22 protein-coding genes and 1 other RNA gene are annotated in these 26,579 nt (G+C 34.6%); 12 read left to right on the top strand and 11 right to left on the bottom strand.

The window, feature by feature from the left end; genetic code table 11:
• Nucleotides 1-116: 116 nt before the first annotated feature.
• Genes V6255_RS05200 through V6255_RS05185 form a run of 4 tightly spaced genes read right to left on the bottom strand, consistent with a single transcriptional unit; the run spans nt 117 to nt 4,492 of the window.
• Entirely contained in the window at nt 117-1,337 is a 1,221-nt protein-coding gene (locus tag V6255_RS05200) for an FAD-dependent monooxygenase (RefSeq protein ID WP_341627186.1), read from the bottom strand.
• The gene (gene ubiH, locus V6255_RS05195) at nt 1,334-2,620 is read right to left on the bottom strand and encodes a 2-octaprenyl-6-methoxyphenyl hydroxylase (RefSeq protein ID WP_341627185.1); all 1,287 of its coding nucleotides are present in this window, start codon (nt 2,618-2,620) and stop codon (nt 1,334-1,336) included. The genes V6255_RS05200 and ubiH overlap by 4 nt, the downstream gene beginning before the upstream one ends.
• The gene (gene pepP / locus V6255_RS05190) at nt 2,613-3,911 is read right to left on the bottom strand and encodes a Xaa-Pro aminopeptidase (RefSeq protein WP_341627184.1); all 1,299 of its coding nucleotides are present in this window, start codon (nt 3,909-3,911) and stop codon (nt 2,613-2,615) included. The genes ubiH and pepP overlap by 8 nt, the downstream gene beginning before the upstream one ends.
• Before the next feature lie 11 nt (nt 3,912-3,922).
• Complete coding sequence (locus V6255_RS05185; protein WP_341627183.1) at nt 3,923-4,492, bottom strand: UPF0149 family protein; 570 nt, start codon at nt 4,490-4,492, stop codon at nt 3,923-3,925.
• 172 nt (nt 4,493-4,664) lie between these two features.
• Between V6255_RS05185 and V6255_RS05180 the strand changes: the two genes are divergently transcribed.
• The 6 genes from V6255_RS05180 (at nt 4,665) to V6255_RS05155 (ending at nt 11,170) form a co-directional block, all read left to right on the top strand.
• Complete coding sequence (locus V6255_RS05180; RefSeq protein WP_341627182.1) at nt 4,665-4,964, top strand: cell division protein ZapA; 300 nt, start codon at nt 4,665-4,667, stop codon at nt 4,962-4,964.
• A gap of 448 nt (nt 4,965-5,412) precedes the next feature.
• A non-coding RNA gene (gene ssrS / locus V6255_RS05175) (6S RNA) lies at nt 5,413-5,598 on the top strand.
• Between the two features lie 151 nt (nt 5,599-5,749).
• A complete protein-coding gene (locus V6255_RS05170; protein WP_341627181.1) occupies nt 5,750-6,460 on the top strand; it encodes a 5-formyltetrahydrofolate cyclo-ligase in 711 nt (236 codons plus the stop codon).
• Nucleotides 6,461-6,612: 152 nt separating this feature from the next.
• Nucleotides 6,613-7,269, top strand: coding sequence for a ribose-5-phosphate isomerase RpiA (gene rpiA, locus V6255_RS05165; protein WP_341627180.1), 657 nt, complete (start codon nt 6,613-6,615; stop codon nt 7,267-7,269).
• Between the two features lie 232 nt (nt 7,270-7,501).
• Nucleotides 7,502-8,731: a phosphoglycerate dehydrogenase gene (serA, locus tag V6255_RS05160; protein ID WP_341627179.1), complete on the top strand. Its 1,230-nt coding sequence runs from the start codon at nt 7,502-7,504 to the stop codon at nt 8,729-8,731.
• Nucleotides 8,732-9,091: 360 nt separating this feature from the next.
• A complete protein-coding gene (locus V6255_RS05155; RefSeq protein WP_425355905.1) occupies nt 9,092-11,170 on the top strand; it encodes a methyl-accepting chemotaxis protein in 2,079 nt (692 codons plus the stop codon).
• Nucleotides 11,171-11,341: 171 nt separating this feature from the next.
• Here the strand turns inward: V6255_RS05155 and V6255_RS05150 are convergent, their stop codons facing one another.
• Nucleotides 11,342-12,220, bottom strand: coding sequence for a LysR family transcriptional regulator (locus V6255_RS05150; RefSeq protein WP_341627177.1), 879 nt, complete (start codon nt 12,218-12,220; stop codon nt 11,342-11,344).
• A 176-nt stretch (nt 12,221-12,396) separates the two neighbouring features.
• Between V6255_RS05150 and V6255_RS05145 the strand changes: the two genes are divergently transcribed.
• On the top strand, nt 12,397-13,599 hold the full coding sequence (locus V6255_RS05145) for an MFS transporter (protein WP_341627176.1): 1,203 nt from the start codon (nt 12,397-12,399) through the stop codon (nt 13,597-13,599).
• Between the two features lie 174 nt (nt 13,600-13,773).
• Here V6255_RS05145 and V6255_RS05140 read toward each other — a convergent pair whose 3' ends face one another.
• Nucleotides 13,774-14,202 (bottom strand): organic hydroperoxide resistance protein, encoded by a 429-nt coding sequence (locus V6255_RS05140; RefSeq protein ID WP_341627175.1) that lies wholly within the window; start codon nt 14,200-14,202, stop codon nt 13,774-13,776.
• A gap of 168 nt (nt 14,203-14,370) precedes the next feature.
• Between V6255_RS05140 and V6255_RS05135 the strand changes: the two genes are divergently transcribed.
• Nucleotides 14,371-14,817: a MarR family winged helix-turn-helix transcriptional regulator gene (locus V6255_RS05135; RefSeq protein ID WP_341627174.1), complete on the top strand. Its 447-nt coding sequence runs from the start codon at nt 14,371-14,373 to the stop codon at nt 14,815-14,817.
• A 61-nt stretch (nt 14,818-14,878) separates the two neighbouring features.
• Here the strand turns inward: V6255_RS05135 and V6255_RS05130 are convergent, their stop codons facing one another.
• The 5 genes from V6255_RS05130 to V6255_RS05110 all read right to left on the bottom strand — a co-directional run bounded on the left by V6255_RS05130 (nt 14,879) and on the right by V6255_RS05110 (nt 19,056).
• Nucleotides 14,879-15,214, bottom strand: coding sequence for an antibiotic biosynthesis monooxygenase (locus V6255_RS05130; RefSeq protein WP_341627173.1), 336 nt, complete (start codon nt 15,212-15,214; stop codon nt 14,879-14,881).
• Between the two features lie 44 nt (nt 15,215-15,258).
• Nucleotides 15,259-15,537 (bottom strand): SelT/SelW/SelH family protein, encoded by a 279-nt coding sequence (locus tag V6255_RS05125; protein WP_425355907.1) that lies wholly within the window; start codon nt 15,535-15,537, stop codon nt 15,259-15,261.
• A gap of 91 nt (nt 15,538-15,628) precedes the next feature.
• Nucleotides 15,629-16,093, bottom strand: a complete 465-nt coding sequence (locus V6255_RS05120; RefSeq protein WP_341627172.1) for a GNAT family N-acetyltransferase — start codon at nt 16,091-16,093, stop codon at nt 15,629-15,631.
• 30 nt (nt 16,094-16,123) lie between these two features.
• Complete coding sequence (locus tag V6255_RS05115; RefSeq protein ID WP_341627171.1) at nt 16,124-16,768, bottom strand: cold shock and DUF1294 domain-containing protein; 645 nt, start codon at nt 16,766-16,768, stop codon at nt 16,124-16,126.
• Between the two features lie 719 nt (nt 16,769-17,487).
• Nucleotides 17,488-19,056 carry a putative bifunctional diguanylate cyclase/phosphodiesterase gene (locus tag V6255_RS05110; protein WP_341627170.1) on the bottom strand — a complete coding sequence of 523 codons (1,569 nt, stop codon included), beginning with the start codon at nt 19,054-19,056 and terminating at the stop codon, nt 17,488-17,490.
• A 927-nt stretch (nt 19,057-19,983) separates the two neighbouring features.
• Between V6255_RS05110 and V6255_RS05105 the strand changes: the two genes are divergently transcribed.
• From V6255_RS05105 to V6255_RS05090, 4 genes are all read left to right on the top strand, one after another.
• Complete coding sequence (locus V6255_RS05105; RefSeq protein ID WP_341627169.1) at nt 19,984-21,606, top strand: methyl-accepting chemotaxis protein; 1,623 nt, start codon at nt 19,984-19,986, stop codon at nt 21,604-21,606.
• A gap of 702 nt (nt 21,607-22,308) precedes the next feature.
• A complete protein-coding gene (locus V6255_RS05100) occupies nt 22,309-24,084 on the top strand; it encodes a CHASE domain-containing protein (protein WP_341627168.1) in 1,776 nt (591 codons plus the stop codon).
• Nucleotides 24,085-24,129: 45 nt separating this feature from the next.
• Nucleotides 24,130-24,552, top strand: a complete 423-nt coding sequence (locus tag V6255_RS05095; protein ID WP_341627167.1) for a response regulator — start codon at nt 24,130-24,132, stop codon at nt 24,550-24,552.
• Between the two features lie 45 nt (nt 24,553-24,597).
• A complete protein-coding gene (locus V6255_RS05090; protein WP_341627166.1) occupies nt 24,598-26,289 on the top strand; it encodes a putative bifunctional diguanylate cyclase/phosphodiesterase in 1,692 nt (563 codons plus the stop codon).
• Nucleotides 26,290-26,579 lie beyond the last annotated feature (290 nt).

Raw genomic sequence — 26,579 nt, 5'->3', positions numbered from 1 at the left:
ACTCATTAAAAAGTATCGTTTCAATCAAAGGCGTAAGTAAAATTATCGCTAATATACCTGTTCTCAGGGGAAATGCCAAAAACAACAAGTATCGTTACTAGTTTACTGATGCTAATTTATTCAACCGTTGCTATTGGTAAACATAAAGTAGGCTTATTGCCACCTAACCCCATTGCCTGTTTAATAAACTGCTTTTTTAATGGGCTAATATTGTCAGCCATTAACAGTGCTACATCTCTTAGGATTTTTTGCACAGGATTTACACCATTAAATAATTGCTTTAATAGCTCCATCGACGCAATCATTTCTGTTGCTTCTGTTTTTCTCCAGCGCTCGAAGTGACGTAAATTATTGTACAAGCCAATATCATTACCTAATGTCGCATTTTGCAATATTTCTTGCCCTAAGCAAGCGGCATCCAATAAACCTAAGTTTACTCCTTGTCCCGCTAACGGATGAATCGTATGGGCTGCATCGCCAATTAACGCAACGCGATGTTTAGCAAAATCTCTCGCATAACGCATGCTTAAAGGAATACTTTTACGTTCCCCTTGTACTTCACATAATCCTAAACGATTATCAAAAGCTCGAGTTAATTGTTGATTGAAAGCTTGATCATCTAATGCGAGTAACAACTCTGCTTGCATTGGCGGTAGAGACCACACTATTGAACAAGTATTTTGATCATATAAAGGCAAGAACGCCAAAGGCCCCTGCCCTGTAAATATTTGGCGCGCACAAGCTTGATGTGGTTCGACTGTTTTTACCGTAGCCACAATCGCATGATGATGATAATCCCATTGTGTTAGTGGAATATTAAGTTGTTGTCTCACCCATGAATTAGCACCATCAGCTGCCACGACTAATTTTGAGGTTAATTGTTTGCCGCTACTCAAAGTTAACCACGCTTCACCATCACCAATGGCCATACTTTGTAACGAGTCAGGGCAAAAGAAAGTGACGTTGTCTTGTTGTTCAACACCGCTTAAGAGTGATTGTTGCAAGTTTTTATTTTCAACGATATAACCTAAATCTTTTTGATTCACTTGTTCAGCAGCAAAGTCTATTTTGCCAAAACTGTCTTTTTCCCATACTTGCATAGTGTGATAAGGCGTGATGCGCTGTGCTTTCAATAATGGCCAAATACCTAAATTATCAAGCATGGTTTTACTGGCAAAACTCACTGCGCTCACTCGACTTTCTGGCATTTCAGATAAATCAGTCGCTTCATTAGCTTCAATAATGGCTATCGATAAGTTACTTTTCGCTAATGATTTCGCTAAGGTTAACCCAACCATTCCACCACCGACTATAGTCACGTCATAAGACTGCATCATGATAAACTCTCTCTTTTAAACAAATCAAATTGACCTTTTGCTTGTTCGATAATAGGCTGAGATAAAAAGGGGAAAAGGCTCATTGCCTGAAGACCAATATTGCGAGGAAGACTTAATACAGGATATTGATTACTGAATACGCGTACTAAACTATCGGTCATTAAAATAGTACGATGATGATCTTTTGCTCGACACTGCCAATAATGATTGAGCATTGCAAATGAGCCAATCTGTTCAATATCAGATTCTGCAATCACTTTTGCTAATACAAACAAATCTCTTAAGCCTAAATTAAATCCCTGTCCTGCGACGGGATGTAAGCTATGTGCAGCATTACCAATACACACAACACGATGTGCTATTGGCTTTGTGGTTTTTAATAAGTTTAATGGGTAAATATCGCGCTTACCTGCTACTTCAAATAAACCACATCGATAACCAAAGGTTTTCTGTAGTTCAGCTAAAAACTGTGAATCAGGTAAACCTGCGATCGATTCAGCCTGATCACCTTCAACACAGTAAACTAAAGAATAACGATTTTTTGTTAACGGTAATAAAGCAATTGGGCCACTTGTAGTAAAACGTTCATAAGCAACACTGTGATGAGGCTCAGAACAACTCACATTACAAATGATCGCACTACGTTGATAAGCCACATTAGTACTACTGATATTAGCGAGTTCTCTCACTTGGCTATTGCTACCATCAGCACCAACACACAACTTAGCTTCGATAGATTGACCATTACTTAATTCACAAGTAACGGAGTTCAGCGTTTGTTGTATATTATCTAACTTAACCTGATATAACGTGGTTAATGATGAAAAAGCAGCGAGAGCATTCGATAATATTTTACCGACATGTTGTAACTCCACCACATAGCCAAACGCTGTTTTTTTACTTTCAGGCGTTAGCTCAACCGCTCCAAAATAACCTTTATCAGAGACTTGAATTTGATCAATCGCTTGTGCATTCACTTTGATATCAGACCACATCGATAAACCATTTAAAATATCTACTGACCCCGCATTAAGGGCAATACAACGCCCATCAAAACTTGGATTGCTATGTTCACGTTGAGTTTGTTTAGGCACTATAGAGGCCGAATGGTTAACTCTTTGTGCGTTCTCATCAAGCAATAATACGTTGAGCTGTGAGTTTTGCTTTAATAACGACAATGCGAGTAAAGAGCCAGACATACCAGCACCAACAATCACTACATCATATAATGTATTGTTACCGGTTATTTTTGATGTTGTTTCTGTGTGAGTTTGATTAGCCATTCATTAAAGCTTCGATTTCTAGGATACTTTTAGGCACAGCAGACGTTAACACTTCACATCCACTGTCTGTGACAATCACATCATCCTCAATACGAATACCAATTCCTTTCCAACGATCTTCAACATCAGCATCATGGCTAATATATAAACCAGGCTCAATAGTAATGGCCATACCGGCCTCTAATGGACGTGGTTGGTCAATGGTGCCAGCGTTGCCAACATCGTGTACATCTAAACCAATGAAATGCCCTAAACCGTGCATATAGAATGCTTTATGTTTCTCTTCTTTAATTAAGGTTTCAATGTCGCCTTGTAAAATGCCTAAAGCCAATAAACCTTCACACATTTTACGAACCACTAACTTGTTAATACCTAATACGCTCGAACCGGGCTTAACTTGCTCAAGCGCCAATAACTGACAATCTAATACTAGTTGATAAATGGTTGCTTGCTCTTTAGAAAAGCGACCGTTAACAGGGAAAGTACGTGTAATATCCCCCGCATAACCTTGGTATTCAGCCCCTGCATCTATTAGCACTAAATCACCGTCTTTTAACGGTTGATCATTCTCAGTGTAATGTAAAATACAAGCGTTATTACCACCAGCAACAATACTATTATAAGCAACGTCACGTGTGCCTTGTTTAGCAAACTCATATTCAACTTCTAACTGTAATTGAAACTCAAGCATACCCGGTTTACAGTGCTGCATAGCACGAACATGCCCTAATGCAGATATTTCACCCGCTTTACGCATGATTTGCTTTTCAGCTTCACTTTTAAATAGACGCATTTCATGTAACTGTGGCTTCCAGTTTAAAAATTGATTGGTAGCAATCAAACCACTTCGAGAACGACTACGTAATTTATTTAATACATTTTGTAATTTTTGGTCTAATACTAAGCCACTTAACACTGGGTAATATACACTTTCAATACCCGTTAATAGTTCACTTAACTTCTCTTCAAAATCATCAATAGGAAATGCTTGATCGACTTCTAATTGGATAATGGCATCAGCTTGTCCTAAACGATAACCATGCCAAATTTCTGCTGTTTTATCTTTTTTACGATTAAATAAAACGGTGCTTAATTGTCCATTTTGTTTAATCAATAACAAACAAGCATCAGGCTCATTGAATCCACACAGGTAATAGAAATCACTATTTTGACGAAAACGAAATTCAGTATCATTACTACGCGTTAATTCTTCATTGGCAGGGAAAATAGCCATGCTGTTATCCAGCATGCTATTAGCAAATACATTACGACGGGTTATAAATTCAGTCATGGGTTCTCACTTTAATGCAGAGTCTTAGAAACAGGTAACGGCGTATTACGAGAAAAAGTATTAAAACATAACATAGCACTAACTCGAAGGTACTCAACAATTTCAGTAAAAGCAATTTCAGAGTCTTCATCTTCTTGTTCAAAATCTAACGATAATTGTGAAATATCGCGAATATCACGGATCACTTCTTGAACATCATCTGATGCTTGATTAAGAGCTTGTTGAACCATACCAAAACCCACTAAGAAACCTTGCGCCCATTGCGCCATGGCTTCTGCTCGTTCATCTAATGGTTTTTCGTCTTCTGGTAACAATAAATTAAACCCCAAACCATCATCAGTACATTGTTTAACAACATCAGCATAGATGCTTGAAACCAAGCTTTTTACTGCTTGTGGTAGCGCCATACCTTCATTAACAACATCATTAAATAATGACTGCCAGCTTTTATCGTCAAGGGCAACGCCACCACAAACAAAGCCAGATAACACCCCATGTGTTTCCGCTGCATTGGTGAATAGGTCAGCACTGTCAAGGGCTTGCGAGATTTCATCAAAACTTGGTAGAACGGCAGAACTCATAGCGACACTCTTAATAAACTAAGGATAGTGCAACTATTCTATCATCCAGAAGATCTCGTCGCTAGTAAGTACTTGAAACTTGATAGCTAGGTCGATATAGTTCGCCCACAATATGACATTTTTTTTAGGGAAACTGATTACTCCCTTATTCTGCAACACTAACGGGGGCATTATGGCGCAACTTGATATAACTATTTTAGGCCAACAATATAAAATCGGCTGCCCTGACGGTGAGCAAGAAAACTTATTAAGTACCGCCACTCAGGTAGATGAGCATTTAAAAGAAATGAAAAGTAGCGGAAGAACGTTACGAAATGAACAATTAGTGGTAATGGCCGCATTAAACTATCGCCATCAATTAAATACCATAAAAGCAGAAGCTCAAGAACAAACAGATCAATTGAATAAGCGTATTCAAGAACTTCAAGATGCAATTAATGGCGCATTGAATAAAACAACGATTAAAGAATAGCGTTAATAATTAGCATTCTTAACTAAATGCTTAATTTAATGCTTAACTACATTTTTAGCTAAAGACTTAACTCATTTTCTTAATGCTTTCCTTACGCCTCTTTCTAGCAAATAACACCGACGTCAAAATAAGCACTACTTTTAGCGGACTCGGTGTTATCGCAATACATTAAAGCCTCTACCTTGAAATAAGGTTAAACGTTTTTTAAGAGTTTATCTAAAGCGGTTATAAACATTTTTCTAAAATACACTTAAAATTTACAACATAAATATAAGTACTTGTCTTCTTTCATAAAATTTATAGCCAATAAACAAGTTATTTTACCCAGTGAAATAGTACCGCTATTGACAACATTGTTATAATGTTTAAAAAACCATCAAGCAGTATCAAACTTCATGTTTTTTCCTAAAAAGCCTTTTAATACGGTTCAAATGTAGGTACAGTTTATTCAACCCTCGGGTACACGTTAATCTTGACTAAGTCCCTGAGCCGATAAGTATTACCCTGGTGAATTGTTTTGCTTTGCTATTGTGTAAGCTCGACTCGTATCGAGAAACCTGCGGTAGACATCAATACGCCAACCTTGACCTTCGGGTTCAAGGTCACAGTCAAAAGCGGTATCCTTGGGTTATCTTTCTTAAGTCTTTTTCTTAAGATTTAAGTGTTTTTTATTTCTTCTTTACACCTTTATTCTCCATCATAAATTATTATTTAGCGGTGCTAACTGACAACATATTTGTTATGTTATTGACACAACCTGTTTACCTACAAACGCGAATAATATAATGCCTAATATGCCCGATAATATTTCTCAACAGCGAAATGCGATTCGTCAGCAAGTTCGTGCTGCGCGCAACGCTTTATTACCCGAGCAGCAACAGCAAGCTTCATCACAACTACTAACTTCTTTAGTTAAACATCCCAAAGTACAACAAGCACAACATATTTCAGTGACGCTTGCGCACGATGGCGAAATTGATTTACACAACTTTATTGAATGGTGCTGGCAACAAAAAAAACAGGTTTATCTACCTGTGGTTCACCCGACTCAAGTTGGTGAGCTATTGTTTTTAGCTTATCAAGAAAATACAGTGATGATTAAAAATCGCTACGGCATTAAAGAACCTAGACTCGACATTAATGTTGATCATCAGATTAATGAACATAATGATGGCCATGACAATCAATCTACTTCTACTTCTACTTCTACTTCTACTTCAAAAAGTTTAGCGCCTTATTTAAACACTTGCTCACCCGAAAACTTAGATATTGTATTCACTCCATTAGTTGCTTTTGATCAGCAAGGAAACCGAATCGGTATGGGAGGCGGTTATTACGATCGTTTATTAGCACCTTGGTTTTCTGATAAGATAGGCCCCTACCCGATCGGACTTGCGCATAACTGTCAATACGTTGATTTATTGCCAATTCAAAAATGGGATGTGCCTTTACCTGAAATAATGACTCCTCTGCAACATTTCCATTTTTCTGAATGAAAATTCTTCATTCAACTCGTAATTCAATTATGAAAAAATAATAAGCACAATTATTTACTGGTTTTTAGTAAATAGAGCTTAAAATTACAGCGTAATTAGGGGTATAATCGCGCCACTTTCAAGACTCACGCTCACTCAACAGGATACAAGTCATGACTCAAGATGATAAAAAGAAAGCAGCCGCTTATGCAGCCTTAGAATACGTTGAAAAAGATACCATCGTAGGTGTTGGTACAGGTTCAACGGTTAATCATTTTATTGATGCACTAGCAACGATAAAAAATAGCATAGTAGGCGCAGTATCCAGTTCAGAAGCTTCAACAGATAAATTAAAATCGTATGGTATCGAAGTATTCGACCTAAACGAAGTCTCTGAATTAAGTGTATATGTTGACGGAGCAGATGAAATTAACCCATACAATCACATGATTAAAGGTGGTGGTGCTGCATTAACACGTGAAAAGATTGTTTCAGCAGTGGCAGATAAGTTCATCTGTATTGTTGATGATACTAAAAATGTCGATATTTTAGGTGACTTCCCACTGCCTGTTGAAGTCATTCCAATGGCACGTAGCTACGTTGCTCGTGAACTTGTTAAGTTAGGCGGCGACCCTGTTTACCGAGAAGGTGTGATCACTGATAACGGTAATGTTATTTTAGATGTTCATAACCTAAAAATTGCAGAACCATTAGCACTAGAAAATCAAATCAATTCAATCGTCGGTGTTGTGACAAATGGTTTATTCGCAAATCGCGCGGCGGATGTTGTTTTAGTCGGTGCAGAAGACGGCGTAAAAACACTAAAATAATCTCATTTAACGATTTTTTTGCTCTATTCGCTTACTATTTAAAAAAACTAAGTGAATGGATCAAACATTATGTAAATAATAACAATGAAATTGTAATAAGTTGTTTCGATTTATAATATAGAAACAACAGTCTCAGATTCACAATTACAACTATTTTTGCTATTTTACAGACACTAAAATTATTCTAAAAATTGCTGTCCATCCACCTTTAAATAAGGCTCAAGGAAATACAATGACTAAGTTTTCACTCAATAAAGATAAAATTAAAATTCTTCTTTTAGAAGGTTTACACCAGAGTTCAGTTGATACTTTTACACAAGCTGGTTACAACAACATCGAAAGTATTAAAACATCGCTAAATGAAGATGATTTAATCGAAAAAATTAAAGACGTGCATTTTATCGGTATTCGTTCGCGCTCTAACTTATCAGCAAAAGTATTAGCAGCAGCAGACAAACTAGTTGCAATTGGTTGTTTTTGTATTGGTACTAACCAAGTAGATTTAGGTGCTGCACAAACAAAAGGTGTTGCCGTTTTTAATGCACCTTTCTCAAATACTCGAAGTGTTGCAGAACTAGTACTTGGTCAAGCATTATTATTATTACGTGGTGTACCTGAGCGTAATGCTAAAGCTCACCGTGGCGAGTGGGACAAATCAGCAACAGCTTCTTATGAAGCACGTGGTAAAAACTTAGGTATTATTGGTTACGGTCATATCGGTACTCAATTTGGCATTCTTGCTGAAGGTCTAGGTTTCAATGTTTCTTTCTACGATATCGAAAGTAAACTAACACTAGGTAATGCAACTCAAGTGGCAACCATGAAAGAGCTATTAGAGAAATCTGATGTCGTCAGCCTACATGTACCAGAAGTTGATTCTACAAAAAATATGATGGGTGCTAAAGAGTTTGCACAAATGAAAGACGGTGCAATCTTCATGAATGCGGCACGCGGTACTGTTGTAGATATCCCTGCATTATGTGAAGCATTACGTAGCAAAAAACTATCTGGTGCGGCGGTTGATGTTTTCCCAACTGAACCAAAATCAAACAATGAAGAGTTTGAGTCTCCATTACGTGAATTTGATAATGTAATTCTGACTCCACATGTTGGTGGTAGCACACAAGAAGCACAAGAAAATATCGGTTATGAAGTTGCAGGTAAATTAGTTAAATACTCTGATAACGGTTCAACACTGTCTTCTAAAAACTTTCCTGAAGTATCTTTACCACTTCATAAAGATGCAAGTCGTCTATTACACATTCACCGTAACCAACCGGGTATCTTAACTAAGATTAACTTGGCATTTGCTGATAACAATATCAATATTGCAGCACAATACTTACAAACTAATGAAAATATTGGTTACGTTGTTATTGATGTTAATAGCGAAGATGCAGATACTGCATTAGATAAACTAAAAGAAATTGAAGGTACAATTCGAGCTCGTTTATTAAACTAATCGTATTATTCGATATATCTATATTTAACAAAGGGACTCATTGAGTCCCTTTGTTATTTTTATATCTCTATTTACTTTCCATTTAATACCTTAAATTTTCATATAAAAACAACATTAGTTAAGCTAATGAATATTAATTTTTTCAAAAGCATAATCTTAAAAACAGTGCTTTATATTAAGAATATTCGGTTTATCCTTTAATAAATACCTTCGTTTTAAACTCCACACCTTATATTTAGGTAATAATTAACGGTTTATTTGATGAATAACAATAAAACTGTAATAAATTTATGAACAAATTGAACTTATTACCTATAATTGAATAGTTACAAATAAAATAACTTATTATGGGAAATGCCTGTGCCAATAAAATTTACTATCAAAACTAAACTCGTTACTACGTTATGCGTGCCATTGATCATTATGGCTGTTTTTTTTCTCTACTCATTAATTGAAACAGAGAATTATGTACTTGAAAAGGAGAAAGAAAACGTTAGCTTACAACTAGGAAAAGTACTTGATCAGGAACTTAAGGGACAAGTGGATACCCTTTCTTTTGCTATTGCTGATTATTATGAAAAATCTAAAATACAAAATATAGAAAAGAACTTAACTGAAGAAATGTCAGAGTTCAGAACAATGATTGAAGGCATTTATAAAAATAGTCACTCGGAAATTGAAGCAGAAATAAGTATTTATGCCTTTTTAAATCAATACCGTTGGAATGGAGGACGCTATCTATTTGCTTATAATGCTTCTTCTTATGTCAGTGTCGCCTACGGAAGTAATTCAAATAGTATAGGAAAGAGTGGATTTAATAACGTTAGTCCCGATGGCAAATACTATGTACAAAATATCATTGCAGCAGCTAAGAAAGACGATATTGGATTCAGCCAATACACTTACTTAAATCCAAATACCAATATAATAGAAGATAAAATAACCGCTTCATTTTATTTCAAACCTTTAAACATAGTCATTGCAAGCGGTGAATATATTAGTACGCTTAGAATGAATAATATTAAAAATGCTTTACATGCGGTAACTATCGCTAAATATGGTGAAAATGGATATTTTTGGATTCAAGATAAAAATGGGACAATTATTGCTCACCCTAAAAAAGAGATTGTTGGAACGGTAGTAGATAGCTCAAAATTGGTAGCAAACAGCATTAAAGGTCAAACAGAAACCAGTGTAAAAATAATCTTTGAAAATCCAGTAACCAAAGAATATGAAAATAAAATCGCTTATGCTCGAAATATATTCCCTGACTGGGAGTGGACAATCGTAACAGGCGCCTATGAGAATGATATTATTGCTGTTCAGGAAAGCTTAACCAGCGTGACTGAAGATATTTTTGGAGAACAAGTTTATTCAATGGTCACTACTTCAGCAATATTAATTATTTTGTCATTTGTTATCGTTATTTGGATCATTAGCGCTATTGTTAAAAGTTTACTGACGCTAAAAGAGAGAATCGATACATTATCAACAGGTGAAGCTGATTTAACATCACGTATCGCCATAGTTTATGATGATGAGCTAGGTGATATCAGTCGTTCAGTGAATAACTTCATTATTTATTTACAATCTATGATGCTTGATATTTCACAAGCTTCAGTACATATCACAAAAAGTACTGAACAACTTAATGATCAATCGATTAAAGTAAATAGTGCCTTGCTAACACACGCAAGTGAAACAGATCAGGTAGTCAGTGCTATTACAGAAATGAGTAGTACTTCTGAAACTGTGGCACAAAATGCAGCAGATACTTCAATCAATACACAAAAAGCAAATGATGAAGCAATCTTATCTAAAGCCATTGTGACAGAAGCATCAAACAGTGTTATTGCACTAGTTGATGAGGTTGACTCAGCTTCAACCAGCATTAATACAATGAATGATAATACGCAAGAAATTATTAAAGCATTAAGCGTGATTGGTGAAATAGCAGACCAAACTAACTTATTAGCGTTAAATGCCGCAATAGAAGCTGCACGAGCAGGTGAACAAGGCCGAGGTTTTGCAGTCGTTGCAGATGAAGTTCGTTCGTTAGCAGCACGTACTCAAACAAGTACCGCTGAAATAAACAAAATACTATCTACATTAAGTAACGATGCTGAAAACGCAGTAACGGCAATGGACGTGACAAGAGCAAGTTGTCAACGTACTGCCGAAAACACAGCTCGAGTGACAGATAGCTTAGATAATATGACTAATTTTATTATTCATATTAATGATCTGAACACACAAATAGCAACGGCATCAGAAGAACAAAGTGCAGTCACAGAAGAAGTTAATCGCAACATGACTAATATCAGTGAGATGGTAAAAGAATTAACAAGAAGTGGTCAAGAGACACTTGATAGTACTGAAAACTTAGCATCAGCAAACTCACAATTAGATTCGTTAGTTAAGAAATTCAAACTAGAATAATCTTAATAAAAGTAACCTAAACAAGAGTAGGCTACATACAAATAAAGAGGTTAACCTATGTTTAGGTTAGCCTCTTTTTATTGGAATACTTGAAGCTTTAGGCAGGTTAGTTTCATCTATTATTAACACTGCTATTTATCAAAATGTTTACTTGATTAATACAAACATAGCCTAATCATTTTTAACTTCTTCAAGAACAAAATCTCGAAATACTTGATTAGCACGAGACATATAACTATCTCTGCGCCAAGCTAAACTAAGATCGATACAAAAAGGTTCAACAAAAGGACGTGTAATAATTTCATCGTCGTCTTGAATACTAACTTTCCACATAGGTGAAATAGCATAACCTTTACGAATAATAGATTTAATTAATGGCAATAAATTACTGGTGAAGGCAATCTTTGGACGTTCTTTTTCTTTTTGGCTGATTTTTTCAATCAATGAATGATGGTAATAACCTTTACCAAACAATATCAGTTCATATTTTAAAAAGTCCGCATACTCAATCTGCTCAAACTCAGCAAGAGGATGGTCAGCTGCCATACAAACAACCATCTCTTCTCGGATTAATTTTCCACTATCAAATTCAGGTGGTAAATCATGATCTGCAACGACCCCTAGCTCTAAGTCACCATCCAGTAACTTCTTTCTAATACGTCGAGTACCTGTATCTATAATATTCATCCCCAACGCTGGATATTGATGTTTAAAAGCCATAATCAAAGGGGGAAAGAAGTATGAACCAAGCATAGGAGGAACACCAATCTCAACCTCTCCTTGATCAAGCCCTTCGATAGCCTGCATGGACAGCTTTGCATCCTTAGCTTGTTGCAGTATCTGCTTAGCATGCAGTAAAAATAGATGTCCCGCTTCGGTCAAACTTACCCCTCTTTCACGACGGTGTAATAGCGGCATATTTAATTCACTTTCAAGTTTTTTAATACTGGCACTGATCGCTGGCTGTGCTAAAAACAAATGCCGAGCAGCTGCAGATATACTGCCTGTTTCAACAATCGTCACAAAATGTTGTAGTTGTCTAAATTCCATTTACGTCCCCAAAATTCACTGATACCACTATATAAATTCACTGATACCAATATATAAATTCACTGCAAGCCAACCCATAAATTATATTTATAGGTTGTATAAAAACAACATAATATATTTATTGATGATAGGTGGTTATCATCGCCATATCCAGTACCTTTTATACATCAGAAGAAATGAAAAAATTAACACATTACAACCGTTTAGTACTTTCAGTTTGCCTTTGCTCAGTGGTCACTTTCTCTAACATCTATTGGTTACAACCACTATTACCAACGCTTCAACATGAATTTAATATCAGCTTATTAGCCGCTAATCTGACGATGTCAGCCCCTTTACTAGGTATGGGATTAGGATTGTTAATTTTTGCTAGTCTGTCTGACTCAATAGGTCGACGCCCTATTCTCTTAAAAGGCATGATTGCAGGTTTGTGTGTCTCTTTGTTATTGCCATTAGTTGAGAATTATTCTTTATTCTTATCATTACGCTTTATACAAGGTGCTTTATTATCTGTATGCCCTGCTGTAGCTATTCCTTTATTGGGCGAAGAGTTGAGAAAGAGTTGGTTACCTGCTGCTGTAGGCTTTTATATTGCTTCAAATACCATAGGTGGCATCAGTAGCAGATTAGTTGGTGGTGCTTCTGTTGACCTATTAGGAAGTTGGCAAGCAACTGGATATGCTATTGCAGCATTTACTGCTATTTTATTTATGGCAGTCTACTTTATTATTCCTAAACAACGTCACTTCACAGCACAACAATTTAAACTAAAACCGAGCTTAAATATGTTTTCTAAGCATTTACAACGCCCTCAATTATTATTGTTATATATCGTAATTGGATTAGCATTCGGATGCTTTGTAAACTTATTTAGTTACTTAATGAGTGTACTCGAAGAAGCGCCATACCAATTACCAAGTGCACTGCGTAGTTTAGTTTTCATCACCTTTTTAGGGGGGACCATGAGTGCTTCATTAGCAGGTAAATTCTCTAAAAAGCATGGTCAATTAGCAGGTGTTGCGACAGGTGTATGCATTATGTTGTTAGCTAATTTCCTATTAAGTAATCACCACCTATCAGTAATGATCATTGGCATGATCATGATGGCCTTTGGTTTCTTCTTTTGTCACGCCCAAGCCAGCACCTTAGTCAGCCGTACAGCCAAAAAAGGCAAAGGCAGCGCTCAAGCACTTTATAGTTTATTTTATTATACAGGGGCAAGCTTAGGTGTTTTCTTCATTGCTCCATTCTATGAACGTTGGGGATGGCAAGGTGTACTCACAAGTACCAGTATCGCGTTAATTATTTGTCTAGCATTACTGGCTCTGTACCAAGTTAAATATACCGTACAGCAAAAACAAGTATCTTCTTCTATTTAACCAAATAAATTAGCTTATATTCACTGAATTATCATATTTATTTCAAATAAAAAAAGCCTGTAATAGAGAGCTATTACAGGCCTTAAATTTTGTAACTTTAGTTATTTTAAATGCTAGTAATACTTAGTATTTAACCAGTATATTAAAAACAACCTAGTAATTAGAAACACGTAATTAAAGAATAATAAGTTCTTTAGCAATATTGCCACGTGTTGCATTTGAGTATGGACAAACTAAATCAGCTTTTTCTACTAACGCTTCTGCTTCCGCTTTATCCATATCACCTAGTGAGATAGAAAGCTTAACTTCGATCCCAAAACCACCTTCGATTGGACCAATAGAAACTTCAGAGTTAATGAACAGATCACTTGGAAGTGCGATTTTCTCAACACCTGCAACATGTTTAAGTGCACCAATGAAACATGCAGCATAACCAGCACCAAATAATTGCTCAGGATTTGTGCCCTGTCCATCATCACCACCTAAGTTTTTGGGTGTAGATAGTTTAACATCTAAACGTCCATCATCAGATTTAGCGATACCTTCACGGCCACCAGTTGCTGTTGCTTTAGCTGTGTAAGCGACTTCTTGTAATACATTCATAGTGAACTCCAAAATTTGTATTGAATAACGAATTTATTTTGCATGCAAAATAATAATAACGAAGATAAATAACAATTGCAAATACTTTGCATGCAAATTAAATTTATAGTTATAATAGTTATTGAAATAATAAATATAATAAAAAAGAAACAATTGAAGGAAATTGCTATGTCATTTGAACAGCTAAAACTAAAGCATCAGCTGTGTCATCGTTTATACATGGCATCAAATAGTATTGCCCGCGCCTATCGGGAACCATTAACAGAAATTAACTTAACTTACCCACAATATGTAGTGATGATGGCATTATGGGATCAAGATAAAATAACCATTGCAGAGCTTATTGAAACAACCGCAATTGATGGTAGTGCAATGACTCAAATTTTAAAAAAGATGGCAGACAAAGCACTACTCGCAGTAATTAAAGATGAAAAAGATCAACGAAAACGTCTTATTCAATTAACAACAGCAGGTCAAGATCTGAAATTAAAAGCAGTAGATATACCCGGTAAAATACGCTGTAAATTTAATAGTATCGATTCAAATCAAGCCTTACAATTAATGCAATCTTTAGATTTAGTCATTCATGATTTAAACAAAAAAGAAGATGAGTAAACGAGCAACTCATTAAATAAACATACTTAATGGTATTTCCAACAAAAAGCGTTAACTACCATTAATGAGGCTCATCAATTAACTGGCCGTAATCCCGCTCTACCTTTGAAATACGTATTTTAAAAGTATCATACCAAGATTGTCGTCCCATTTTTTGAGCCTCTATATGCTCAGTATTGGCTTTCCATTGTTTTATTGAATCTAAATCAGCCCAATAAGAAACCGTTATACCAATACTTTCTCTCGCTGATTCAATTCCTAAAAAGCCTGTTTGTTGCTGAGCAAGTTCCACCATTCTATCGGCTGCTTCATTGTAACCATCATCCTCCTCTGTACGAGTAGAAGTAAAAATAACAGCATAATAAGGTGGTTTAGGTGTATTAGCGATAACTGACATAATGACTCCAATAAATTCTATAACTTGATTGTTGAGCTAAGCTTTTATTGAATCAGACTTTTAGCTGTTTTACGATCGATACATCCAAGATCTTTCTCTGGCGCAATAATATTTCTAACTAATTGCTTTAACTCTGTAATTTCTGGAAAGCCGCCCGTCTCTTTACGCGACCAAATAAGCGTACCATTTGCAAACATTTCAAATATTCCTCCTTCACCTGGTAATAATGAAACTTCATCTAATTCATCTTCAAAAGTACTTAATAACTCCTGAGCCATCCATGAAGAACACATTAACCAACGGCATTTTTTGCAATATTTAATTTCTATTTTATTTTATTCATAACATGAATCTCTCTAAGCATTTTTTACGCATTAATAGTCGTTAAGATTGGAAGTAGGAATAGCGATGAGGTTACACCTTAACTAAATCTAATAACATAAATTTACTATTGGGATCTTCTTCATAGTCAGAAAAAGGGGCACAAAAACTAAATCCATGTTTTAAATACAAGCTATGTGCAGGTAAAAAATAATCCATTGATCCTGTTTCAAGGCTTAATCGAGTGATCCCACATAGTTTTGCTTGCTCAATAATATGAATTAACAACTTAGAAGCAACACCTTGTTTTTTGTAAAGGCTTGAGGTTCTCATCGACTTTATTTCAGCATGTTGTTGATCAAGCTTTTTGAAAGCACCACACCCTGCCAATATTTGCCCATCCCAAATGCTCCAAAAATAAACAGAAGGATCTTTTAACGCCTCTAAATTGAGTGCATGTACACTTTCAGGCGGAGAAGTTGCTTTCATATCATCAAGATGCTCTTGAAGAAGAGAGAAGATCTCCTTACTTGTTAAATCATCTAATTTAATTTTCAATACAGTTACTCCAGCTTAATTGAACTCGTCCTAAAACTTTAACAACGGTAGTACAACAATATGTAAGAAATGAGACCCACTTTCAGTGTGTAACCAAAAGAACCCCAATAAATTCAAAAATACAGTTGTTCTAAACCCCATTTGAAATTCTTTCTTTATCGATTTATGGCGTAATCGTTGTTGGGCCCAAAAAGCACCTGGCCATCCCCCCGCTAAAGCAAAAAGATGTAATGTGCTTTCTTTCGTTCTCCAGTTTCCACTTTGAGCAGAAGACTTATCAATAGCATAAGCAATATAAGTGATGATACTCATTACAACATAAAGACCAATAATAATACTAGACAGTTTTCCCATTGCTACAGAGGCTAATAATGCAAAACAAAAAATAATAGTAAATATATGGCGAACAACATTGTTACTGCTAGCTTTGTTATAGTTCTTTTTACGTTTATTTGCTTCTCTCGCATCACTAGCAAATTGAACCTTAACCGCTTTGAACCGATTGTTAGCTTCTTTTACTAATTCATAAATAATCACATCGCCATTAATAGGTCTTTTCGAACCATACTTAAATGATTTAATATGCACAAAAGCTCGCTGTCCACCACCATTAGGCTCAACAAAACCAAAACCTTTATCATCATTCCAATTTAATATTTTACCTTGTAACTTCATATTTCCTCTAATACCAATGGAATTAAATAAGTGATCAGAGATTGCGCAAGAAAAATTAACACTAATAAGGCGTGAGTTGTAGGAGATAGTTGTTCTCACTTCAAAACTCACAACGCAGTTAGGGAGGATTTTAACCAGCAAGAATGCTCACCTTATTAATTCTTTTGGTATAAATAGCTCATGACTAAAAACTTACCAACTTAAATCGTCCAATAAACAATAATTTAAGGCGATAAATCAAACACGCTGATTTGAAATTTTAATTAATTAATTAATGAAATATATGTTATATATATTTCATAGAAAAAGTACTTAATCTCGAGGGTGACGTGACATATTTTAGACAAGATTTTCAAAAAAACCATCATAGTTCACATTTATGTGATATTAAATAAATATCCATATAAATTGTTATAAATTTACTCAATGAAACAGTTAATTAAATAGGTAATATCAATAAAGTTAACCTCTCAATCCAATAACCAATACAACATATTAATGTTGCTATGGAGTGCATTTTTAAGATATTTTTTAGTTGGAATTTGTTAATAGAAATTAATTTAGTAGGAATAATTATAAAAGTATTATAATGAAAGATGGAATAGGTAAGTAACTTACCCATTCAATAAAAATGGCGATGAAAAATATTATTTAAATTGACCATTATGTGTAGTAAGCCATTAATAATATTAAATAGTATTTCGTTTTTAACTTGCTTTCTAGTTTAAATATTTACACTTAATGTCTTCTAACGAGATCGGTTTACTGTAATAATATCCTTGTAAATAATCACAGTCTAAATTTATTAGCTCTTGTTCAGTTTCTCTGTTTTCTATTCCTTCAGCAATAACCTCACACTCTAATTGTTTAGCCAAAAAAATGATTGATTTTACAATCGCATAATCAGCTTTTTGTTTTAGCATACCGTCAACAAAAGAACGGTCAATTTTAATTTGTTTAATAGAAAGCTCTCTTAATAGAGACAGTGAAGAAAATCCGGTACCAAAATCATCTATACTAAATTGAAATCCCATTGCATTTAATGCCATGATCATCTCCTTAGCTCCTTGAATATTCGTCATCATAGCGCTTTCTGTTATCTCAAAAACAATCACATCGCTGATTGACTCGTCTTCTTTAAACAATTCTGCTACATAGTCATAAAACTCATGACTGTTTAAATCTTGTGCAGACAAATTGATATGTAACGCACCTGTAAAACCTGCGGCTTGTAATACTTTTAAATTGTTAACCGCTTCAATCACAACCCATTTAGTCACAGATAGAATCAAACTACTTCGTTCCGCTATCATGATAAAATAATCCGGAGAAAGAAAGCTGCCATCAGGCTGAGGCCAACGAATCAAGACTTCTAAACCATGCTGTTTATTCGTCTTAGTACAGATCATTGGTTGATAAAATAATAAAAATTCATCTTGCTCAATCGCCCCTTTTATTTTATTTGTCATTAACAAAATTTCACCTTCTCTCTGGCTTAATTCTGCATCGTAATAAACTAAGTTTTTATTGGTTCTTTTAGCTTCATACATTGCTAAATCTGCATGTTTGACTAACTCATACATATCTAGACTATCTTGTGGATAATGACTGACTCCAATACTAAAATTTACATTAATCAGTTGTTTATCTATTTTTAGAGGAGCTTGTACCGACTTCCTAATGAGATTAATACACCGCTGTAACCCCTTTTCACTTTGATAAGTAGAAAGTATGGCAAACTCATCACCAGCAAGCCGAAACAACGAATAATGATCACTAAGATTAAATTTTAATGCATGTGCAGTGGCAATTAATAATTGATCTCCACAATAATGACCAAATGAATCGTTAACTTGTTTAAAGTCGTTTAAATCAATAAATAACACTGAACAAGGCGTTGATTCGCTAATTATATGAGAAAGGGATTTAAAGAACATTTTACGATTAGGTAAACCGGTCAAAATATCATGTTCCGCTTGATAACGCTGTACTTCCACTGCTTCTTCAAGACTTAATAGACTGCTATAACTCAGCTTAATTACTAAATAAACAAACCCTCCCCCTCCAAATAGAATACAAGCAACGGTTGAAACAAGGATTGGATCTAATTGAAAATAAAGAAAATAATAAAGAATTCCTAAATAACCAATAATAAATAGAATAATAAAATAAAAAAGAAGGTACCAAGCTGAGCTATCATTCTTTTGGCAGATTTTTAACGTAGTCATTAGACTGGCCAGTAATAGCACAGTACCAACAATAATAATCGCAATAAAAAACTCGTTCACATAGTCCCCTTAAGGTACCACTGCTTAAATTTAAAAAAGGGTAGAGATTCTTTTATCAACACTAAAATATAACTTACTTTGAACTTTAATTTAAATAATCAAAGCTAACTCGGAAATAAAGAGGTTACTGGTAAAATACACTTTCACAAACAAATCATCAATATACACCCTACTATTGGTTACAAATAAAAAATGTGATGCAGATAAGGTTGAGGAAAAAACGTTAACAAGTAATCGCTATGTGACGAATATATTTAGAATAAAGTATTAGTTATAAATGAAAAAAGTGTTAATTCTGTTTCATTTAAATACAAGTAGCATCATAAAAGGTAGGAATATATTTTTCTTCGCCTCGTCATTAAACAATGATAAAAATAAACAACAGTATAATAAAAAGGAAAAAATAAAAATAAAGAATTAAATATCAACCACTTACAGTGCATTAAGTTTCTCTATTATATATACCTATTACGAGTCAAAATGTGCAAAATTCACAAGTAATCAAGTGGGCAGGCTCTAGCCACAAAAAGAAATACCTAACGGGTTAAATCAATACTTCTAACAACAAAGATATTTTTTCACTGCTTACCCTCTGGGTCGTTAGCTTGAAACCAACTCTATCTACAACCTTCGATAAGGACTATCTATTGTCATCATATTGTACGTTGATTTGAAGTTCAAGCTAACAACTGAACAAAGTACCTTGAACAGTAATGGGTATATAAAAGCCCTCTAAAAGATAGAATAACCGTTATTACAGAGTCTAATTATTTAGTAAGTCTTTGGTTATTCATAATATTTATATAAATACCAGGTGTCCCCTACTCACAAAGTAGTCAATATTAAGTATTATTTTCACCTTTAAATGGTAAAATAAGTACTAAACTTGTTTTTTATTACAATTGACTCACTTCAAAAGGATGCTTTATGCTTGATAACATGTCATTAAGGAAACGCTTAGCAGGTGCTTTTTCCATTCTTATAATTATTTTAATCATTATGAGTATTTTTGCAGTAAAACAAATGCATTCTCTGTCAAACTTTACCCAACTACTTTATAAACATCCATTTTCTGTCAGTGTTGCAATCGTTAAGATTGAGGGTGCAGTAACTAGTATGCATCGCTCAATGAAAGATGTTGCGTTAGCCAGTTCAATAGATCAAATTAATAAAGCAGCAGCTAACGTTGATGTAATTGAGAAACAAACATTTAAATATTTCGATGTATTAAATGAACGTTTTTTAGGTAATAAATCTGAAATAAAAATTATTCGAGAAAATTTTATTAACTGGAGGCCCATTCGTAACGAAGTAATTGCCTTAATGAAAGAAGGTAAACGCATTGAAGCAGCTAAAATAACGAAAGAAAAAGGCGCAAATCATATTCAAGATTTAAACCAACGTCTTTTAAAACTTGAAAATTTTGCAGCCAACAAAGCGAGTGAGTTTACTAAAAACTCATTAGCGCAAGGTGAGTCAGCGGTTTTAAACCTTATCATACTGGTATCTATCGGTATTATTTTAGCCATCTTATTAAGTTGGAGAATTACACTTTCTATTTTACGTCCTATTGGTGGCGAACCGAAAGATATCGAAGTATTAACTCATCAAATTGCTGAAGGTGATTTAAGTATAAAATTTAAAAATACAGGTAAAGAAACAGGGATTTATTTAGCCATGCGATTAATGGTTGAAAAACTGAAAGTGATGATGAAACAAATATCGGATTCCGCCGTTTCTCAAACAGCTGCTTCAGAAGGACTCGCATTAATCTCAGTTCAAACTAAAAACAATATTGCAGAACAAAATCATGCAACAGAACAAGTTGCGACAGCAATTAATCAAATGCATGCAACTTCTGAGGAAGTTGCGAGGAATACAAGTGTCGCCGCAGATGCAACTGAAGCAGCTCGTTTACTTGTTGATCAAGGAACATTAAAAGCGGAACAATCTTCTAATGATGTACAAGGCTTAGCCAAAGATCTAGACAAAACGACTATTATCATTACCGAACTTGCAGAAAGTACAGAAGATATTGCAGGTATCCTTGCTGTTATTAAAGGTATTTCAGATCAAACCAATCTACTGGCATTAAACGCAGCTATCGAAGCAGCTCGAGCTGGAGAATTTGGTAGAGGGTTCTCGGTGGTAGCAGATGAAGTAAGAGCGTTAGCTTTAAATACTCAAAAGTCGACTGCTGAAATTGAAGCCAAAATAAGCAAAGTGCAAGGAAGTGCCAAAGCCTCTGTTGAATCGATGAAAATTGGACGTGAACAAGCCGATACTATCGTAACCCAAACCGTAGATGTTCAGCAGGCACTAGCGGATATTAAAAATGTGGTATATCAAATTATTGATATGAATTCACAAATCGCTAGTGCAGCTGAAGAACAAAGCTCTGTTGCTGCCGAGGTTGGAAAACAAGTTATTGAAATAAAAGAATTGTCCTATAAAACAGGAGTGGGTGCGGAGGAGGTTAGAATAGCAACTGAAGAACTAGCTCAATTTGCAGCACAACTTAACGAACACGTTACACTGTTCAAAATGTAAGGTTTAAGCTTCAAATTTATAATGTAATTACTTTTTAGTCTCGATGAAGACTAAAAAGTAATCTTCACTCAACAACACTAACAATAGGACCTCTAATCAAACCAGTCTTCACAGAACAGACAAAACTTTTTTGAAAAGGAAACCGCACCATTACAACTAAAATAGAAGTTAATAATTAAAAAGTAATAAATACTCACTGCTTTCTATGGAAGCTTCTTATTTCAGCTCTCGTCTATGCCTGTTATAAACGGTTATCAAGATAAAAACTTAACTCTCATATAAATTCAATTAATTAGGTCTAACAAAGTAAATTTTAATGAAAAACCAACCGAAGCCACAAAAAGATCAAATCAAAAAATAATTAATCAATAAATAGTGTTAAATAGATCATTATAGGTGGTTATTTTTAATACCTTAAGCTAACATTATTTGTAATGCTCTATACATAGCAAAAGACGGTAATATTTTCATTCTCATTAATAGTATATAAAAAGTAAAATAAAATATAAAAAATAAAATAATTTATACTCAAGGTACGATAAAGAACAATGATAAAAACGTTGATTTTTTAAATTTTTATGTTGTCTTTTTATTAAAAAACACAACATAAAAACCATCAGAAACCTATTTTATTTCATCAAATTAACTAGCATCACGCACTTACATCAATAGCTATTAACAAAATAACTCTAGGGACCCCTTATGGATGATGGGTTACAAAATAACGAAAAAAGAGAAAAGTTAGTTCGTGCAGGGAAAATGCATTCAATTCATTGGCTAATCGTATTGCTTTCTGTGGTATTAACTTTCAGTGCTTGGTACTACTCTCAATTTCAACAATCACAAAAGCTTGAGATTCAATTTGAGCGCGAAGCTGAAAAAGTAGTTAACTTAATCAAACAACGAATGACACTTTATGAAAATATCCTCTGGGGAGGCGTTGCTTATATTGATGCTGTCGATTCAGATATCACTTCTCAACAATGGTCAACCTACTCAAAAAGTTTACAAATAGATATCAACTACCCAGGCATTAACGGCTTTGGGGTTATTCATAATGTGCAACCTGATGAGTTCGATAACTATTTACAAAAACAATATCAACAAAGACCTGATTATAAAGTACACCCAACTCATACCAATCCTGAATATTGGCCAATCACCTTTGTTGAACCACTTGCTTCAAACAAACAAGCCATTGGCCTTGATATTGCTTTTGAAAGCAATCGCTACTCATCAATTAAAAAAGCAAGAGACTCAGGGAAGGCATTGTTAACAGCGCCCATTATTCTGGTACAAGATAATAAACAAACGCCTGGCTTCCTTTTTTACACTCCATTTTATAAAGATGGGCTCAAACCTGACAACATAGCGGAACGTCGTAGATTAATTAAAGGTGTTACTTATGCCCCTTTTATTATGGAAAAATTAATGAAAGGTACTCAGGCTGAAACAAATAGATATGTAAGCATTAAAATATGGGATGGGGCAGATTTACTGTTTGACGATCATTTAAATGATAATGCCATAGAGGTGGATGAGAGCCCACTTTTTTCCAAGAAAATGGAAACCGTATTATATGGACGTACTTGGACATTCTCAATTCAATCAAATATAAGTTTTAGAGAAGATACAACGTTAAATCAGTCTTCAATCATCCTCATTGGTGGTTTGATAATTGACGCATTTTTACTCGTGTTGTTTTTGTTTTTATCAAAAGCAAATAGACAAGCATTAAAATATGCTGATCAAATGACAATTGAATTAAAAAATAAAACTAAACACTTAGAAAAATCAAATATTGATTTAGAGAAATCTAATAACGATTTAGAACAGTTTTCCTACGTCGCTTCACACGATCTTAAATCACCACTGAATGCCATCGAACAATTAGGCAGTTGGATAGAAGAAGATTGCGAAGATATATTGCCCGAGGAATCTAAAGAACATTTAGCCTTATTACGCCAACGAAGCAAGCGCATGCTCAAATTGTTAGATGACCTATTAGATTACTCTCGTTTAAATCTAACGACGGTTGCTAATGATAAAGTCAATTTAGAAGAAAAAGCAAAAGACATACTCTCATTGTTGGAAAGTAACGATAACTTTAGTTGTACAGCTCCAAATATTGACATAAATATTCCACAACTCCCCTTTGAAATAGTGTTAAGAAATTTAATTTCTAATTCGATAAAACATCACGATAAACCAACGGGTCAAATCACTATCCACTATGCAATAAAAAACAATTTTCATGAAGTATCACTAGAAGATGATGGTCCAGGGATTCCAGAAGCATTTCATGATAAAGCCATGGAAATGTTTCAAACATTACAATCGCGGGACAAAGTAGAAGGAAGTGGCATGGGACTTGCTATGATTAAAAGAATCGTTGTTCATTATCATGGAAGTGTCAATATTATATCAGATGGAAAACGAGGCACGAAAATAAACATCTTATGGCCACTGAATCCATAGCAAAAAGAAAAACTGGGAAATCGTAACCAATAAAGGCTAATTAATGTGAAAAATGCAAATGAAATTACTTTGTTACTCGTTGAAGATGACGATATTGATGCAATGACAATCAAACGTAGCTTCAAAAAACAAAATATTACTAACCCTTTAGTGCGTGTTTACGATGGTCTTGAAGCATTAACCTTATTAAAAGAAAATAAAGTTATACAACCCTTAGTCATTATTCTCGATTTACAAATGCCAAGAATGGGTGGCATAGAATTTTTAAACGTATTACGGGCAGATCCAAAGTTATCAGACTTAGTGGTTTTCGTATTGACAACGTCAAAAGCAAAGACAGATATCGCGTTAAGTTACGGAAAACATATTGCTGGGTATTTTGTCAAAGGAGAGACCGGGGATAGATTCTCTGGTCTCGTTAACATGCTAGAAAGCTATTTTGAAATAGTACAATTAAATGAAGAATAAAATGATCAGTACTTCAACGTTAAGATTTAAGGATATGAGCGCTATATGAACATACTCATTGTTGATGACGATAAAATCGATAGAGAAATGATCGTAAGAGCATTAACCCGTAGTAATATTTTATGTAATATTACACAAGTTGATATGGTGGATCGGGCACTTGAAGTATTAGCGCACACAGCATTTGATATCGTATTACTCGATTATAACTTACCTCAACGTAACGGCATCGAACTCTTAATTGAGCTAAAGGACATGCCTGCTAAAGAGAATACCGTTGTTATCATGACAAGCACCTCAAAAGAAGATGACTTAGCCACTAGTAGTATTAACGCAGGAGCACAAGACTTCTTGGTTAAAACTGAGATCAATGCCTTTAGGCTACAAAGAGCAATAGCCAATGCACAAGTACGTGCTTCTTTAGAGCAAGAACTACTTCGTAGCCATCAACGTACTAAAGAGCTTGCAGAACGAGATAACCTAACCGGTTTAGCTAATCGTTATTATTTTGATGAGTCTTTATGTCATGAAATAAAAAAACAACAAAGAGACAAAAGTAAACTTGCTCTATTACTGATCGATTTAGACTATTTTAAATTTGTGAATGATAACTATGGCCATGATATAGGTGATCAATTATTAATTGCTGTCACCAAACGCATTACCAGTTGTTTACGCGGTAGCGAGTTATTTGCGCGTTTAGGCGGTGATGAGTTTGCCATCACACTGACTAATTTAGAATCAGCTTTTGGAGCGAGCACTGTTGCCAAACGCATCATAGAATCATTGCAAAAACCTTTTGAAATTGGACATCATGTCATCACTTCCGGTGCGAGTATTGGCATTTCACTGTGTCCAAGTGATAGCACTGACGTTAAAGAACTATTTAAGTACGCAGATATTGCGATGTATCGCTCTAAAAGTGATGGTCGTAACCAGTTTTGTTTTTTTGAAGCTAAAATGCAAGAAACGTTTTTAGAAAATTTCTTAATCGAAAATCAATTGCGAAGTGCCCTAACAAATAATGAATTTTACTTACTCTATCAACCTGTTATTGGCACATTAAACGGAAAAATAACAGGTGTTGAAGCATTAATACGTTTTGATGTAGAAGGTATTAGTCAACGGCCGGATATATTTATTCCTATTGCAGAAAAATCTAGGTTAATTATAGAAATTGGACGTTGGGTTATAACAGAGGCAGTTAAACAGTTGAGTTATTGGCAGAAAATACAAGGTTCAACATTGACCATGTCGATCAACTTATCCTCAATCCAATTAACCGACGAAGGGTTAATTGAGTCTATAGAATCAACCTTAATAAAACACGGGGTTGATGCCTCACAAATTGAGTTTGAGTTAACTGAAACGGCTTTATTGGTCGAACAAGAAAATACAACGAAGATGATTCAAAGTATTAGTGATTTAGGATGCAAACTTTCACTAGATGATTTTGGTACAGGATTCTCCTCTATTTCACATTTACATCGTTTTCCAATTAACACAGTTAAAGTTGATAAAAGCTTAATGCCAAGTGCCTTACCCAAAGAAAATACCAAACCTTTTTTAGCTGGATTAGTAGTAATGATTCAGTCATTAGAATTAGGCATTATTGCCGAAGGTATTGAAACCGAGATCGATCTCAACTTATGTATTGAATTAGGTGTTAATAAAATGCAAGGTTATTACTTTGATAAACCACTCACAGTACATGAACTAGAAAGTCGCTATTTATAAAAAGACTTAACGAATTTAACTTAATGAATAGAAATACTGCGGAGAGTAATATAATTTACCCTCGCTTTATTATCTTTTATAAATTGTTAAAATCACTTTTTGAGTATTGGTTGTTATACTAATCTGGATAAATAGTCTATTTAGGCGTTAGGGAAAATGGATGATAGCAAGGCGTTGATTGCAGTAACTAGTATTCTCATTACAAAATCAACAACGAAGCTAGGATTCATTTTAACAAGCATAAATGACTAGATAATTACTTAGATTGGTATTACTCAGTTCAAGTTTTA

Origin of the sequence: Psychromonas arctica (genome assembly GCF_038155225.1) — a bacterium.
Classification (GTDB): domain Bacteria; phylum Pseudomonadota; class Gammaproteobacteria; order Enterobacterales; family Psychromonadaceae; genus Psychromonas; species Psychromonas arctica_B.
This window is presented reverse-complemented; position numbering and strand designations above follow the sequence as displayed.

Coding starts and splice junctions, on each gene's coding strand:
- V6255_RS05100 (WP_341627168.1), top strand. CDS start 22,309: ATGGATGATGGGTTACAAAATAACGAAAAAAGAGAAAAGTTAGTTCGT.
- V6255_RS05145 (WP_341627176.1), top strand. CDS start 12,397: ATGAAAAAATTAACACATTACAACCGTTTAGTACTTTCAGTTTGCCTT.
- V6255_RS05105 (WP_341627169.1), top strand. CDS start 19,984: ATGCTTGATAACATGTCATTAAGGAAACGCTTAGCAGGTGCTTTTTCC.
- ubiH (WP_341627185.1), bottom strand. CDS start 2,620: ATGGCTAATCAAACTCACACAGAAACAACATCAAAAATAACCGGTAAC.
- V6255_RS05150 (WP_341627177.1), bottom strand. CDS start 12,220: ATGGAATTTAGACAACTACAACATTTTGTGACGATTGTTGAAACAGGC.
- serA (WP_341627179.1), top strand. CDS start 7,502: ATGACTAAGTTTTCACTCAATAAAGATAAAATTAAAATTCTTCTTTTA.
- V6255_RS05135 (WP_341627174.1), top strand. CDS start 14,371: ATGTCATTTGAACAGCTAAAACTAAAGCATCAGCTGTGTCATCGTTTA.
- pepP (WP_341627184.1), bottom strand. CDS start 3,911: ATGACTGAATTTATAACCCGTCGTAATGTATTTGCTAATAGCATGCTG.
- rpiA (WP_341627180.1), top strand. CDS start 6,613: ATGACTCAAGATGATAAAAAGAAAGCAGCCGCTTATGCAGCCTTAGAA.
- V6255_RS05180 (WP_341627182.1), top strand. CDS start 4,665: ATGGCGCAACTTGATATAACTATTTTAGGCCAACAATATAAAATCGGC.
- V6255_RS05185 (WP_341627183.1), bottom strand. CDS start 4,492: ATGAGTTCTGCCGTTCTACCAAGTTTTGATGAAATCTCGCAAGCCCTT.
- V6255_RS05140 (WP_341627175.1), bottom strand. CDS start 14,202: ATGAATGTATTACAAGAAGTCGCTTACACAGCTAAAGCAACAGCAACT.
- V6255_RS05200 (WP_341627186.1), bottom strand. CDS start 1,337: ATGATGCAGTCTTATGACGTGACTATAGTCGGTGGTGGAATGGTTGGG.
- V6255_RS05115 (WP_341627171.1), bottom strand. CDS start 16,768: ATGAAGTTACAAGGTAAAATATTAAATTGGAATGATGATAAAGGTTTT.
- V6255_RS05090 (WP_341627166.1), top strand. CDS start 24,598: ATGAACATACTCATTGTTGATGACGATAAAATCGATAGAGAAATGATC.
- V6255_RS05130 (WP_341627173.1), bottom strand. CDS start 15,214: ATGTCAGTTATCGCTAATACACCTAAACCACCTTATTATGCTGTTATT.
- V6255_RS05170 (WP_341627181.1), top strand. CDS start 5,750: ATGCCTAATATGCCCGATAATATTTCTCAACAGCGAAATGCGATTCGT.